Below are 13,105 nucleotides of genomic sequence, written 5' to 3' on the forward strand. Positions count from 1 at the left end.
CGCCCGCCGTGGCATACGGACGCGGAACCGCGAGTCGGAACCCTGGCCGTCGCGAACGCGGTGCCCTACGAGGGCGAGCCCATCGGACAAGACACGCCCGGACTGCCTCGCTGCCGCGGTCGCTCGAAATCATCGCGATCACGCGGGCTGCCACGCGGCCGGCGCGTCCCGTGGCGGCGCACCGCCACCGTCGTCGGACGGAGCGGCGGGCCTCGCAGGTCGCCGCCCCCATCGCCCTGCCGCGACTAGCCGTACGCCTTCTTGACCCGCTTGGCCGGCTGCCCGCGCGGCGGTGGCGGCTTGAGTCCACCACCCTCCTCCACCAGCCGGAAATCGATGCGCCGGTCCTCGACGCTCGCCTTGAGCACGACGATCGTGACGCGGTCGCCGAGCCGGTATTCCTTACCGCGGCGGTCTCCGGTGAGGGTCTTGCGGATCGGGTCGAAGTGGTAGAAGTCGTTCGGCAGCTGCGTGACGTGCACGAGCCCGTTGACCTTCGAGCCGTCGAGCTCGATGAACAGCCCGAAGCTCGTCACGCCGCTGATCACGCCCTCGAACTCGCCGCCGACATGCTGCTCCATCCACGCGGCACGATAGCGTTCGTCGACCTCGCGCTGCGCCTCGTCCGCTCGGCGCGAGCGCTCCGAGCATTCCAGCGACAGCTGGGCCATCGCACTCGGCGAATAGCGGAACTTCTCGGGCTTGGCGCCGCTGAGCGCGTGCTTGATCGCGCGGTGCACGAGCAGGTCCGGATAGCGGCGGATCGGCGAGGTGAAGTGCGCATACGCCTCGAGCGCGAGGCCGAAGTGGCCGACGTTGCCCGGCGAATAGACCGCGAGCGACTGGCTCCGCAGCAGCACCGACTCCAGCAGCGCGGCGTCGGGGCGATCGCGGATCTTCTTGAGCAGCTGTGTGAAATCCTTCGGCTCCACCTTCGCCCACGGCGGCATGCGCAGCCCGAATTCCTTCAGGAATTCGAGCAGGTCCTCGTATTTCTGCTCCGGCGGCCGCTCGTGGATGCGGTACGGCGCCGGCACGTCCTTTTCGATGAGGTACTTCGCCGCCTCGACGTTCGCGGCGATCATGCACTCCTCGATCAGCTTGTGTGCATCGTTGCGCTGGAGCATGCCGGCCTGCAGCACGTCGCCCTGCGGACCGAGCACGAAGCGGACCTCGCCCGATTCGAACTCGATCGCGCCGCGCTTCTCGCGCGCGCGCGCCAGGCACTTGAACAGGTCGTGCAGGTCCTGGATCTGCGGCATCAGCGCGCCGACCATACCGCGCGCCTCGGCCTGCGCCTCGTCGGTCACGTCATCACCGATCGCGTTCCAGACCTGCGTATAGGTCAGGCGCGCATGCGAATGCATCACCGCTTCGTAGAAGCGCGAGCCGATGACCAAGCCCTTGCGGTCCACCTGCATGTCGCAGACGAAGCACAGGCGATCGACCTTGGGCTTGAGCGAGCAGATGCCGTTCGACAGCGTCTCCGGCAGCATCGGCACGACGAAACCCGGGAAATACACGGACGTCGCGCGCCTCGAAGCCTCGTCGTCGAGCGGCGTGCCGACCTTCACGTAGTGCGAGACGTCGGCGATCGCCACGATCAGCCGGAAGCCGTCGCGGTTCGGCTCGCACCAGACGGCGTCGTCGAAGTCCTTCGCATCCTCGCCGTCGATCGTGACCAGCGGGACCTTGCGCAGGTCGACGCGGCCGAGCGCGGTCGTCTCGTCCACCTCGATCGGGATCGCCGCGGCCTGCTCCAGCACCTGCTGGGGGAACTCGTGCGGGATGTCATGGCCGTGGATCGCCGCCTGCACCGCGAGCGAGGCCGTGAGGCGATCGCCAAGCACCGTCAGGATCCGCCCGATCGGCGAATGCTTGCCGTCGGGCATCTCGGTGATCTCGGCCACGACGAGCTGGCCGTCCTTCGCCTCGCCGCGTGCATCCGGCGGGATCAGGATGTCCTGCTGGATGCGGCGGTCGTCCGGAATCACGAAGCCGATGCCCGCACGCGTTTCGAAACGCCCGATCAGGCGCGTGAGGCGACGCTCGAGCACCTCGACGATGCCGCCCTCGCGGCGGCCGCGACGGTCGACGCCGGTCACGCTGCCGAGGACGCGATCACCGTGCATCACCTTGCGCATTTCCGACGGCGCGAGGAACAGGTCGGTGCCGTGGCCGGGATCGGCCTTGAGGAAGCCGTAGCCGTCGGGATTGGCGATCACCACGCCGGGGATCAGGTCGACGACCTGCGCCGGCACGAAGCCGCCCTTGCGGTTCTGCAGTAGCTGGCCGTCGCGCAGCATGGCGCGCAGGCGGAAGCCGAGGGCCTCCATGCGTTCGTCGTCGGCGATGCCGAGCTGTTCGGCGATCGCGTCGGCCGGCAGCGGGCCCTCGGCGCTCGCGAGCAGCTGCAGGATCATCTCGCGCGAGGCGATGGGCTTCTCGTAGCGCGCGGCCTCGCGGTCGGCCTTCGGATCCTTCAGGGGCCGCTCGGCCTTGCCGGATGCAGCGCGCAGCGGCGGGGGCGGCGCGGGCATCCAGGGGGGACGCGCACCGCCGCCGGCGACATCGCGGCCGCCACGCGGGCCCTTCTTCGCCGCGCCACTCGTGTTGTTGCCGGGGGACTTGCCCGGACCGCGACCGCGGCCGGTACCTGCGGCGGAACCGCCGCGCTTGGGAGACTTTCCTTTCATGAACAGGATCGTCTCACACGTTCATGAAGAGGATGTCGGTTGGCGCCCGCTGCGGAGGAGGCGCAGGACCGCCCAGCCGGTCGAGCCTGCAATCACCGCGCCGATCACCGCGAGCGCGACCACGAAGCCGCGCGTGCCCGTTTCGAAGATGGGAACATTGAAGTTCATGCCGAGCACCGCGGCGATGGTGGCCGCCAGGCCCATCGCGACCGTCACCACCGTGAGGGTATGCATCGCCTGGCTCGTGCTCTCCGCGGCGCGCGAGGTATAGAGCTCGAAGCTGCCCGCGACGAGCTCGCGCGCCGCTTCCATCGCGCCCATCGCCGCCGTGTAGCGTCGACTGATGAGCCGGCAGGCGCGCTCGGCATCGCGCGACTGCCCCGGGTCGAAATCGGGCCTGCCGAGGGCCTCGAAGACATCGCGTTGCGCCGCGAGCTGTCGACGCAGGCGCGAGGCGAGGTGCCGCATGCGCTGCAGTTCAGCCAGATGCGCCGACCGCGGGCGCCGCAGGATCGTCAGCTCGAGGCGGTCGAGCGCGTTCTCGAAGGCGTCGCGCGCGTCGAGGTAGTCGGTGAGCATGCGGTCGAGCAGCGCCATGGCGAACACGGCCGATTCGAGATGGCCGACGCGCAGGTGGTCGCGCGCGTTGTCGAGCACCGTGTCGATGAACTCCGCGGGGCCGCGCCGCTGGGTGATCACGATGTTGTCGCCGAGCGCGACCGTGACCGGGATGCCGGTCGGTCGCTCGCCCTCGTGCCAGTTGAGCGCCCGCACATAGAGGAACTTCCAGCGGTCGGCGACGAGCAGGCCGGCGTCCGCACCGCTCTCGGGCTCGAGCGCCGGCAGCTCCACGCCGAGCACCGACAGCCCGTCCGGCGGGCCGTCCGGTGCGACGACGTCGACCCACAGCAACTGCTGCTCGGACGGCTGCGCATGGCGTGCGAGCGTGTCGGGCTCGACCTCGCGCGCGGCGCGATCGCGCTCGAACAGCATCACGCGGATACGCAGCTCAGATGACGGCGTGGCATCGGGCGCGTCGCGCGTGGACCCGGTCGTCATGGCGGCCTCCGGCTTCTCGGCGCCTTAGCATTCGCACTGCTATGAGTAGCGGCTGTGACGGCTGCCGCGCGGCAGCCGCGGACCCTAAGCGAGCCGCCCATGCAGACCCCGACTACGCCTCCGCACAACGACGTCGACGAAGCCTCGAAGGAGAGCTTCCCCGCGAGCGATCCGCCGAGCTTCATGTCCGGCTCGACCGCCGCGCCGGCGCCGTCGCCCACGGTGACGAGCCCGCAGGCATCGCCCGCCGGCACGCAGGGCGGCGACGTCGACGAGGCGTCGAAGGAGAGCTTCCCGGCGAGCGATCCGCCGAGCTTCATGTCGGGCTCGACGGCCGCGCCGAGCGCGGCCGGCGCGCAGGCTGGAGCGTCCGGCGTGGCGACGGTGACCGTCTACCGCGTGGTCGGCGAGAGCCAGCGCGAGCGCCCGTTCGGCGCCGACGCCGCGAGCGGTGGCGGGCGCTGGACGTCCGACGACGTACCCGCGATCTATGCCTCGCAGTCCGCGACGACCGCGCTGCTCGAGTTCCTCGCGCATTGCGACACGCCGCCCGAGTCGGCCTGGCTCGCGAGCGCGGAGGTTCCACGCGAGCGGCTCGAGCTGCTCGAGGACACGCCCGAGGGCTGGCGCGAACGGCCCTATCGCCCCGAGGTGCAGCACGTGGGCGACGACTGGGTGCGCTCGCGGCGCTCGCTCGCGCTGCAGGTGCCCAGCGCGCTCTGCGACGAGGCCTGCAACGTGATCATCAATCCGGCCCATGTCGATGCACCACTCATCCAGCACGTGCAGACGCGCCCGCTGCAGATCGACGACCGACTGCGACGCATCGTCGGGGGTTGAGCGCGCCCAAGAAAAACCCGCGGATCGCTCCGCGGGTTCCGGGTATGCCGACGCGATCCGCGCCGTCAGTGGCGACGGTCGCCGCGGTCGCCCTGTCCCGGGCCGGCGCTGGCCTTCGCCTGGCGCTTCTGGTCCTGCGACAGCGAGCGGCTGACGTCGTCGGACTCCTTGAAGCGGCCCTTCTCGTCGCGGCGCACGTAGCGCTTGTCGCCCGGATTCGGCTCGATCAGTTCTCGCTTGCTCATGGTGCTCGATCCTCGGGAGGTGGTCCGAGCGTCCCGCACCGGCGGTGAAAACCTCGACAAAGCCCGCGTGGAATTCGCGGCGGATTTCCAGCCCGTTCATCGTGTGCCAATCCCATACCTGCGCGTCGAGCCGCGGCAATCGGACGCATACGGCATCGGTCGGCTTGCGAGGCTAGCGGAGTCGCGGTACACCGGTCGGGCGAACGGCTGCACCGCGCCGGGAAAGAATGCTTCCAGATGCCCGATATCGCCCCGCCTGCCGACCGCTCCAGCGACGACATCCGCCGCGAGCGCGATCGGCTGCTGGAACTTGTCGAGGTACTCGGCAGCCTGAGCTCGCGCGCACTCCCCGGGGGCGTGCTCATTCCGGAAATCGTCGCGAACGTGGAGCGCCTGACGCGCGGCGTGGGCGCCGTGCTCGAGCTGCAGGACGGCCCGTCGATGGTCTACCACACCGCCACCGGCACGGTGGCGCCCTTCGTGGGCCTGCGCCTCCCCGTCGCGGGCAGCCTGTCGGGGCTGTGCGTGGAGCACGCCACCTTGCTGTACTGCCGCGACGTCGAGACGGATACGCGCGTCAATATCGATGCCTGCCGGAAGATCGGCGCGCGCTCGATGATGGTGGTGCCGCTGCTGCAGGGCATCCGGGCGATCGGCGTGCTGAAGTCGGTGTCCGACCGGCCCGACGGCTTCGACGCGATCGACGAGCACACGCTCCACCTCGCCGCCAAGTTCATCAGCGGGCTGCTGGCGCGCGACATGCCGGGCGCGACGCCGATGGAACACGCCGGCGAGCGGGCGTGACCGCACGGGCAGGCCGCGTGGCGCGCCGCAGCGGAAAGGCGACGCGATCGCGTGTCGACGAACCTGCACCGCGCCACCTGCACGAACACTGCGACGCGGAACGCGCGCCGCCGACCTCCGCGCCGGCGGGCCCGGGCGCGATGGTTCCGACCGCGCCTGTGGCGTCGCCGCGATGCGCCATCCGCACTAACCCATGATCCCGACCGCCACCGCCCCACTCCACGTCGCGCTCCTCGGCTATGGCTTCGCCGGCCGCACGTTCCATGCGCCACTCATCGGTGCCGTGCCGACGCTCCGGCTGGCGTACGTCGCCTCGAGCGACGCCGCTCGCGTGCATGCCGACCTTCCGGATGCCGTGGTGCTCGCCGATCCGATCGAGGCCGCGACGCATGCCGGCGTGGACCTGGTCGTGGTCGCGACGCCGAATGCCAGTCACTACCGGCTCGCCGACGCGGCGCTGAGCGCGGGGAAGCACGTCGTGGTGGACAAGCCCCTGACGCCGACCCTCGACGAGGCCCGGGCGCTCGCCGCCAGCGCGCAGCGAGCCGGCCGGATCCTGTCGGTCTTCCACAACCGGCGATGGGACAGCGACTTCCTCGCGGTCCGCGCGGCCATCGACGCCGGCCACGTCGGCACTGTGCGGTACCTCGAATCGCGCATCGAGCGGCACCGCCCGCAGGTCCGCGACCGCTGGCGCGAGCGGCCGGGGCCGGCGAGCGGGCTCTGGTGGGACCTGGGTCCGCACCTGGTCGACCAGGCGCTGCTGCTGATGGGCCGGCCGGACACCGTGCAGGCGAGCTTCGCGCGGCAGCGCGAGGGCGCCCTGAGCGACGACTGGGCGCATGTCGTGCTCGCCTTCGGCGAGGCGCGCGCGGTGCTGCATGCGGGAATGCTCGGGGCGGCCCCCGGCGCACGATTCCGGGTGCACGGCACGCGCGGCAGCCTGGTCAAGGCCCTGCCCGACCCACAGGAGCGCCAGCTGATCGACGGCCTGCGGCCCGGCGACGCCGACTGGGGACTCGATGCCGACCCGCTGCGCTGCCACGGCGAGGACGGCGTAATGCGCCTGCATGAGGCGATCCGCGGCGACCAGTCGCGCTTCTACACGCAGCTGGTCGATGCGATCGCGGGCGCGGCGCCGGTACCCGTGCCGGTCGGCGACGCGCTGCAGGTGATGGCGGTGCTGGAGGCCGCGCAGCGCTCCGCCGACGAGGGACGGGTCGTACGGCTGCCCTCGGTGCCCTGAGCGCCCGCACGTGTCGCGGCGCGGCACGGATCCGCGCCGTGCGCCGGGCCGTAGCGACGCGCGGCCGATGCGACCTGCGCGGCGGAACCGCCATCGAATCCGCATCGCGATCCGCGCCGTAACCCCATCGAACGATGCGGGCATGGCAGCCCGTCCGTTCGCATCCCACCCACGTCCCCCGACCGACAGTGCGCCCGACGCCCGGAGAGTCCGCCATGGCCCTGCATCGCCTGTTGCTCGTGCTCCTCGTCGCCGCCGGCTGCGCGCGCTCGGAGACGCCGCGCGACGGGACCGGTGTCGGCCCGCGCCCGACCCTCCCCGCGCCGGAGAAACGCGTGATCCCGCGCGTGGACATCGCGCCGGCCGTCGGCTGGGCCGCGGGCACGATGCCGCGTCCCGCCGCCGGCCTGCAGGTCCGTGCGTTCGCGACCGGCCTCGCGCATCCGCGCTGGCTGCACGTGCTGCCCAACGGCGACGTGCTGGTGGCCGAGAGCAATGCGCCGGCCGGCAAGAGCGGCATCCGTGGCCTCAAGGGCGTCGCGATGAAGGCGGTGATGAAGCGCACCGGCGCGGGCGTGCCGAGCGCGGATCGCATCCACCTGCTGCGCGATGTCGACGGCGACGGCGTCGCGGAGGTGCGGCACGTGCTCGTCGATGGGCTGCGCTCGCCGTTCGGCATGGCGCTCGTGGGCGACCGGCTCTTTGTTGCGAATGCCGACGCGCTTGTGGTGTTGCCCTACACGCCCGACGCGACGCGCATCGCTGCGCCGCCGCGAAAGGTCGTCGACCTGCCGGGCGCCGGCGACGAGCTCAACCACCACTGGACCAAGAGCCTGCTCGCCTCGCCGGACGGGCGACGCCTGTATGTCGGCGTCGGCTCGAACAGCAACGTGGGCGAGAACGGCATGGCAGCGGAACATGATCGCGCGGCGGTGCTGGAGATCGACCCGGAACGCGGCACGCGCAGCGTGTTCGCCAGCGGGCTGCGCAATCCGGTGGGCCTCGCGTGGGGACCGGACGGCGCGCTGTGGGCGGTCGTCAACGAGCGCGACGAGCTCGGCGACGACCTCGTGCCTGATTACCTGACGCGCGTGGAGCGGGGCGCGTTCTACGGCTGGCCGTGGAGCTACTGGGGCGCGAATGTCGATGCGCGCGTCACGCCGCCGCGTCCCGATCTCGTCGCGCGGGCGCGCGTGCCGGACTACGGCCTCGGCAACCACGTCGCGCCGCTCGGCCTCGCCTTCAATACGTCGAGCACGCTCGCCGGCTGGGGCCCGGGCGCGTTCGTCGGCCTGCACGGCTCCTGGAACCGCAAGCCGCTGAGTGGCTACGAGGTCGTGTTCGTGCCGTTCGTCGACGGCCGCCCGAGCGGGCTGCCGCGTAAGGTGCTGACGGGATTCGTCGATGCGCGCGGCCGCGCGCAGGGCCGGCCGGTGGGCGTCGCGATTGCACGCGATGGCGCGCTGCTGGTCGCGGACGACGTCGGCAATGCGGTCTGGCGCGTCGCGCCGGCGCCGCGCGACTGAGCACCGGCAACGGCATCGACGCCGCGGGACCGCCGCCTCGCAGTCACCGCAGCGTGGTATCGAACAGGTCCACCAGCCGGCGCCAGGCCTCACGCGCCGCGGCCTCGTCGTAGCGTGGCGTGGTGTCGTTGTGGAAGCCGTGCTGCGTGCCCGGCGGCTGGTAGAGGCTGTAGAGCACGCCGGCCTTCTCCATCGCGTCGCGGAACGGCAGCCAGCCCGCATTGATGCGCTCGTCGCGATCGGCCAGCACCACGAGCATGCGCGCGCGGATCCTCGGCACGTCCTCGAGCGCAGGTGCAGGGCCGTAGAAGGGCGCGGCCGCGAGCACGTCGTCGCGCTGCGTGGCGAGGTAGCTCGACATGCCGCCACCCCAGCAGAAGCCGGTCACGCCGAGCCGCCCGTTACCGCCGTCGATCCGCGTGAGCAGGTCCGCGGCGGCCATGAAGTCCGCACGCGTCTTGCCGGCGTCGAGCTTGCCGAACGCCGTACGCGCGGCATCCTCGTCGCCGGGGTAGCCGCCGAGCGGGTGCAGCGCGTCCGGCGCGAGGACGATGAAGCCTTCGAGCGCAAGGCGTCGCGCGACGTCCTCGATGTGGGGGTTCAACCCGCGGTTCTCGTGCGCGACGAGCACCACCGGCAGGCGGCCCGCCGCCTTCGCCGGCCGCACCAGGTAACCACGCGCACGGCCGTAGCCCTGCGGTGAATCGAAGTCGATCGAGCGCGCATCCAGGCGCGCGTCGTCCGGCGCGACCTGCCGTGCCTGCGCGAAGTTCGGGCTCAGTGCGGCCAGCAGCCCTGCCGCGGTGGTCGCACCGACGGCGAAGCGCGCCGCGCCCGCGAGGAAGGCCCGGCGGTCGATCAGGCCGTGTACGTAGCGATCGAACAGCCCGAGCACTTCGGGCGGGAAGTCGTCGACGGTCTTGCGCTCGCGCATGGACGGGGCTCGCGGGTGGATGCGCCGACACTACGCGGTCGGGCATCGGGCTGCACAGGGGCCCTGTCGCACCCGTCGAGTACCGGCGGGCCGGTCCGTGTCGATCCGGTCGCCGGCGCAGTGATTCCGGCGAGGCGAAATCGCGGCACGGCGAATCCGAACCGCGGCGGGCGCCGTACAGTTCGGGACTAGCGACCGACCGCCCATCAGGCTCACCGACACCGGAGGCTGGACGAGCATGCATGTGATGATCGTGGGCGCCTCCGGGCTCGTCGGCCAGGGCGCTCTTTCCGCCTCCCGCATCGCGCCCGACGTCGGGCGCATCGTGCTGCTCGGTCGCCGTCGCATCGCGGCCGACGACGCGCGCATCGAACAGGTGACCCTGCCCGACCTGCGCGAGGCCGATGCGGCGCACCCGGCATTCCGGACGCTGGATGCCTGCCTGTACTGCGCAGGCGTCGTCCCCGGGCTGTCCGAAATGGAGTTCCGCGAGGTGACCTTCGACCTCACGCTGCACGTCGCGCGCGCGTTCGCGCAGGTCAATCCCGGGGGCACGTTCGTGTACGTCTCCGGCGCGGGCGCCGACGCGCGCAGCGCGATCATGCCGCTGCGCGTGAAGGGCCAGGCCGAGAACGCGCTGCGTGCCCTGCCGATCCGCAGCGTGATGCTGCGGCCCGGCATCGTGCAGCCCGTCGATGGTGTGCGCTCGCCGCATGCCGCCCGCGCGGTGGGATACCGGCTGGCGGGGCCGCTGCTCGGCCTCGGGCGACGCATCGCACCGGGCGTGGTCATCACCTCGACGCAGGTCGGGCGCGCGATGCTCGCCGCGGCGCGGGACCGCGCAGTGCCCGGTGTACTGGGCAACGCGGAGATCGAACGCATCGCACGGGGACGTGGCGGCTGAGACCGTGTCGCAGCGTCTCCGGCTGCGCGGTACGACGACCGCGCTCCAGGCAGTTCGGCGCAGTCCTCCCCGCGTTCGACACCATCGTGCGCAGGGCATCGGGCGGCGTCAGCGGCTTGGAAGCGCGGCCAGCAGTCGGTGCAGGGCCTCCAGGCTCGTCGGCTTGACGAGGTGGTGGTCGAAGCCCGCGTCGAGCGCACGCCGGCGATCCTCGTCCTGCCCGTACCCGGTAAGCGCGACCATCACCGGCGGATCGCCACCGAGCGCACGCACACGGCGCGCGACCTCGTAGCCGTCCATTCCCGGCATCGCGATGTCGACGAACGCGACGTCGGGGCGCATCGACGCGATGGCAGCCAACGCCCCCTGCCCGTCGTGGACCGCCTGCGACGACTGCCCGAGCGCCTCGAGCATCATCGCGAGCGTGTTGGCCGACGGCTCGACGTCGTCGACCACGAGCACGCGATGCCGCGCGAGCGACGACAGCACGGGCACGGCGCCCGATGCCGCTGGTCTAGCGTCCTCGGCAGGTAACGCCGGCAGCCGCACGATGAACTCGCTGCCGTGCCCGGGCCCGTCGCTGCGCGCCTCGACGGAACCGCCATGCATCTCGACGAGGTTCCGCACGAGCGTGAGCCCGATGCCGAGCCCGCCGTGCGAGCGGCCCAGCGACGGATCCACCTGCGTGAACATGTCGAAGACCTCACCCAGCATCCCGGGCGGGATGCCGACGCCATCGTCGCGGATGGCGACGACGGCCATGCCGTCCTCGCGGGTCAGCGAAAGGCGCACGTGCCCGCCGGGGTCGGTGTATTTCGCGGCGTTGTGCAGCAGGTTGCCGAAGACCTGCACCAGACGGCCCGAGTCGGCGTCGACGACGATCGGCTCGGCCGGCAGGTCGAGCGCGAGCGCGTGGCGCTGCGCATCGATGAAGGGCTTCGACGCCTCGAGCGCGCCGCCGATCGACGCCCGCAGGTCGAGCCGCTCGCGGCGCAGCTCGATGCGGCCGCGCGTGATCCGCGAGACGTCGAGCAGGTCGTCGATCAGTCGAACCATCTGGCGCACCTGCCGACCCATCATCTCGCGCAGCCGCGTGGCCTCCTCGGGCCGGTGCTCGAGCAGCGGCCAGACCTGCAGTGCGTTCGAGATCGGCGCGAGCGGATTGCGCAGCTCGTGCGCGAGGGTGGCGAGGAACTGGTCCTTGCGGCGGCTGGCCTCCTCGAGCGCCTCCTCGGCGCGCTTGCGCGCATCGATGTCGATGACCACGCCGACCATGCCCGCGTACGCGCCGGTCTCGGAGAACCACGGGCGGCCGAGGTCGATCACCCAGCGGTAGCTGCCGTCGACGGTGCGCAGGCGGAACTGCGTCCGGTAGAAGGCGCGCGCCGCATTGGCCTCGACGAAGGCGCGCCCGGCGGCCTCGCGATCGTCGGGGTGCGCGGCCTCCGTCCAGCCGAGGCCGAGCGCCGCTGCCTCGTCCTGTCCCGTCAGCACGTACCAGGCGCGCGACAGGAACGTGCAGTCGCCGCTCGGATCGGTGAGCCACAGCGTTGCCGGCGAGGCATCGGCCATCAGGCGGAAGCGTGCCTCGTTCTCGCGCAGCACCTCCTCCGCGAGCCGGCGCTCGGTGATGTCGCCCACGGTGCCGACGAAGCTCGACACGGTGCGCGCCTCGCCCTCGCCGACGAAGGACGCGATGCCGCGTGCCTCGAGCCAGCGCAGCGCACCGTCGGGGCGCGTGATGCGGTACTCGACGGAATACGGTGCGGAGGTGAGCGGATCGACCGCGGCCTGCACCGCAGCCCACAGGCGCGGCGCGTCCTCGGGATGCAGCAGCGCGCTCACCTCGTCGACCGGGCGCGGCCCCGGGCCGTCGAGCCCGTAGATCTCGGCGTAGCGCGCATCGTGCGTCACCTGCCCGCTTGCCGGCTCGTACTGCCACCAGCCCAGGCGCGCGGCGTCGAGCGCGAGCTGACGCTGCGCCGCCAGCGTGCCCTGCATCTCGCGGGTGGCCCGCAGGTCGGTGATATCGGCCACGATGGCGGTCACGTAGCGCAACCGTCCGTCGGGACCCGGGTTCGCGGACACGGCGTTCTGCACCCACACCACCGAGCCGTCCGGCCGCAGGTAGCGCTTCTCGATGGTGAAGCTCGTACGCGTGCCTGCGGCCAGCTCGGCGAAGCGCGCGAGATTCGCGGGACGGTCGTCGGGATGCGTGAGGTCCTGCATGCTCAAGGCGAGCAGGGCCTCGCGGCTGCGGCCGACGATCTCGCAGTAGCGGTCGTTGACGAGCACGAACCGGCCTTCGAGATCGACCTGCGCGATGCCGCCGGTGGACTGCTCGAACACGGACCGGAACCGCTGCTCGCTGTCCGCGAGCGCCTGCTGTGCCTGGTGTGCGGCGGTGACGTCCCGCGCGAGGCCGAACCACTCCAGGATCGCGCCGTTCCCGTCCAGGACCGGCACGGCGCGCGAATGCGTCCAGCCCTCCCTTCCGTCCGGGCGGCGGATGCGATGCTCCAGGTCGAACACGCCCTTGCAGGCGATCGCCTCCCTGATCGCAGCACGCACGCGCGCATGCTCCGACTCGGGAAGGTTGCGCTCGAGCCAGTCGCGGACCGGCGCCTCGTTGCTCAGCACGAGCCCGCGGCCGTCGAGCGGCTGCATCTCGGACCAGTCGGCGCTCATGCGGTAGACGACGTCCGACGTCGCCGCGATCAACGCATCGAGGCGCGCGCGGGTCCGGTCGTCGGCGTTCGATTCGCCGCTCGTCGAGGCGCGCTCCGGCGCGGAGGGTTCGGTGTTCATCGCAGGTCCCGAAGAGCGAAGCCCGACGGCGCCGCGTCGCCCG

10 protein-coding genes are annotated in these 13,105 nt (G+C 71.8%); 5 read left to right on the top strand and 5 right to left on the bottom strand.

Annotated elements, in window-relative coordinates:
• Nucleotides 1–245: 245 nt before the first annotated feature.
• Both rnr and ACYVJJ_RS13070 read right to left on the bottom strand, forming a co-directional pair.
• Complete coding sequence (gene rnr / locus ACYVJJ_RS13065; protein ID WP_460834183.1) at nt 246–2,696, bottom strand: ribonuclease R; 2,451 nt, start codon at nt 2,694–2,696, stop codon at nt 246–248.
• Nucleotides 2,697–2,717: 21 nt separating this feature from the next.
• Nucleotides 2,718–3,755, bottom strand: coding sequence for a magnesium transporter CorA family protein (locus tag ACYVJJ_RS13070; protein ID WP_460834185.1), 1,038 nt, complete (start codon nt 3,753–3,755; stop codon nt 2,718–2,720).
• A 99-nt stretch (nt 3,756–3,854) separates the two neighbouring features.
• Between ACYVJJ_RS13070 and ACYVJJ_RS13075 the strand changes: the two genes are divergently transcribed.
• Nucleotides 3,855–4,595: an RES family NAD+ phosphorylase gene (locus tag ACYVJJ_RS13075; protein WP_460834187.1), complete on the top strand. Its 741-nt coding sequence runs from the start codon at nt 3,855–3,857 to the stop codon at nt 4,593–4,595.
• 65 nt (nt 4,596–4,660) lie between these two features.
• Here the strand turns inward: ACYVJJ_RS13075 and ACYVJJ_RS13080 are convergent, their stop codons facing one another.
• A complete protein-coding gene (locus tag ACYVJJ_RS13080) occupies nt 4,661–4,840 on the bottom strand; it encodes a hypothetical protein (RefSeq protein WP_460834189.1) in 180 nt (59 codons plus the stop codon).
• 237 nt (nt 4,841–5,077) lie between these two features.
• Here ACYVJJ_RS13080 and ACYVJJ_RS13085 point away from each other — a divergent pair, with 237 nt between their 5' ends.
• The 3 genes from ACYVJJ_RS13085 (at nt 5,078) to ACYVJJ_RS13095 (ending at nt 8,416) form a co-directional block, all read left to right on the top strand.
• A complete protein-coding gene (locus tag ACYVJJ_RS13085) occupies nt 5,078–5,644 on the top strand; it encodes a GAF domain-containing protein (protein ID WP_460834190.1) in 567 nt (188 codons plus the stop codon).
• A gap of 193 nt (nt 5,645–5,837) precedes the next feature.
• Nucleotides 5,838–6,890, top strand: coding sequence for an oxidoreductase (locus ACYVJJ_RS13090; protein WP_460834192.1), 1,053 nt, complete (start codon nt 5,838–5,840; stop codon nt 6,888–6,890).
• Between the two features lie 215 nt (nt 6,891–7,105).
• A complete protein-coding gene (locus ACYVJJ_RS13095) occupies nt 7,106–8,416 on the top strand; it encodes a PQQ-dependent sugar dehydrogenase (protein WP_460834193.1) in 1,311 nt (436 codons plus the stop codon).
• A 43-nt stretch (nt 8,417–8,459) separates the two neighbouring features.
• Here ACYVJJ_RS13095 and ACYVJJ_RS13100 read toward each other — a convergent pair whose 3' ends face one another.
• Nucleotides 8,460–9,350, bottom strand: coding sequence for a dienelactone hydrolase family protein (locus ACYVJJ_RS13100; RefSeq protein ID WP_460834195.1), 891 nt, complete (start codon nt 9,348–9,350; stop codon nt 8,460–8,462).
• Between the two features lie 238 nt (nt 9,351–9,588).
• Between ACYVJJ_RS13100 and ACYVJJ_RS13105 the strand changes: the two genes are divergently transcribed.
• A complete protein-coding gene (locus ACYVJJ_RS13105; protein ID WP_460834196.1) occupies nt 9,589–10,254 on the top strand; it encodes a Rossmann-fold NAD(P)-binding domain-containing protein in 666 nt (221 codons plus the stop codon).
• A gap of 108 nt (nt 10,255–10,362) precedes the next feature.
• Here the strand turns inward: ACYVJJ_RS13105 and ACYVJJ_RS13110 are convergent, their stop codons facing one another.
• Nucleotides 10,363–13,062 carry a hybrid sensor histidine kinase/response regulator gene (locus ACYVJJ_RS13110; RefSeq protein ID WP_460834198.1) on the bottom strand — a complete coding sequence of 900 codons (2,700 nt, stop codon included), beginning with the start codon at nt 13,060–13,062 and terminating at the stop codon, nt 10,363–10,365.
• Between the last annotated feature and the right edge of the window lie 43 nt (nt 13,063–13,105).

Source organism: Lysobacter humi (ex Lee et al. 2017), assembly GCF_054781815.1.

What these genes read in the sequence shown, in the direction of transcription:
- rnr (WP_460834183.1), bottom strand. Translation starts at nt 2,696, where the DNA reads ATGAAAGGAAAGTCTCCCAAGCGCGGCGGTTCCGCCGCAGGTACCGGC.
- ACYVJJ_RS13070 (WP_460834185.1), bottom strand. Translation starts at nt 3,755, where the DNA reads ATGACGACCGGGTCCACGCGCGACGCGCCCGATGCCACGCCGTCATCT.
- ACYVJJ_RS13075 (WP_460834187.1), top strand. Translation starts at nt 3,855, where the DNA reads ATGCAGACCCCGACTACGCCTCCGCACAACGACGTCGACGAAGCCTCG.
- ACYVJJ_RS13080 (WP_460834189.1), bottom strand. Translation starts at nt 4,840, where the DNA reads ATGAGCAAGCGAGAACTGATCGAGCCGAATCCGGGCGACAAGCGCTAC.
- ACYVJJ_RS13085 (WP_460834190.1), top strand. Translation starts at nt 5,078, where the DNA reads ATGCCCGATATCGCCCCGCCTGCCGACCGCTCCAGCGACGACATCCGC.
- ACYVJJ_RS13090 (WP_460834192.1), top strand. Translation starts at nt 5,838, where the DNA reads ATGATCCCGACCGCCACCGCCCCACTCCACGTCGCGCTCCTCGGCTAT.
- ACYVJJ_RS13095 (WP_460834193.1), top strand. Translation starts at nt 7,106, where the DNA reads ATGGCCCTGCATCGCCTGTTGCTCGTGCTCCTCGTCGCCGCCGGCTGC.
- ACYVJJ_RS13100 (WP_460834195.1), bottom strand. Translation starts at nt 9,350, where the DNA reads ATGCGCGAGCGCAAGACCGTCGACGACTTCCCGCCCGAAGTGCTCGGG.
- ACYVJJ_RS13105 (WP_460834196.1), top strand. Translation starts at nt 9,589, where the DNA reads ATGCATGTGATGATCGTGGGCGCCTCCGGGCTCGTCGGCCAGGGCGCT.
- ACYVJJ_RS13110 (WP_460834198.1), bottom strand. Translation starts at nt 13,062, where the DNA reads ATGAACACCGAACCCTCCGCGCCGGAGCGCGCCTCGACGAGCGGCGAA.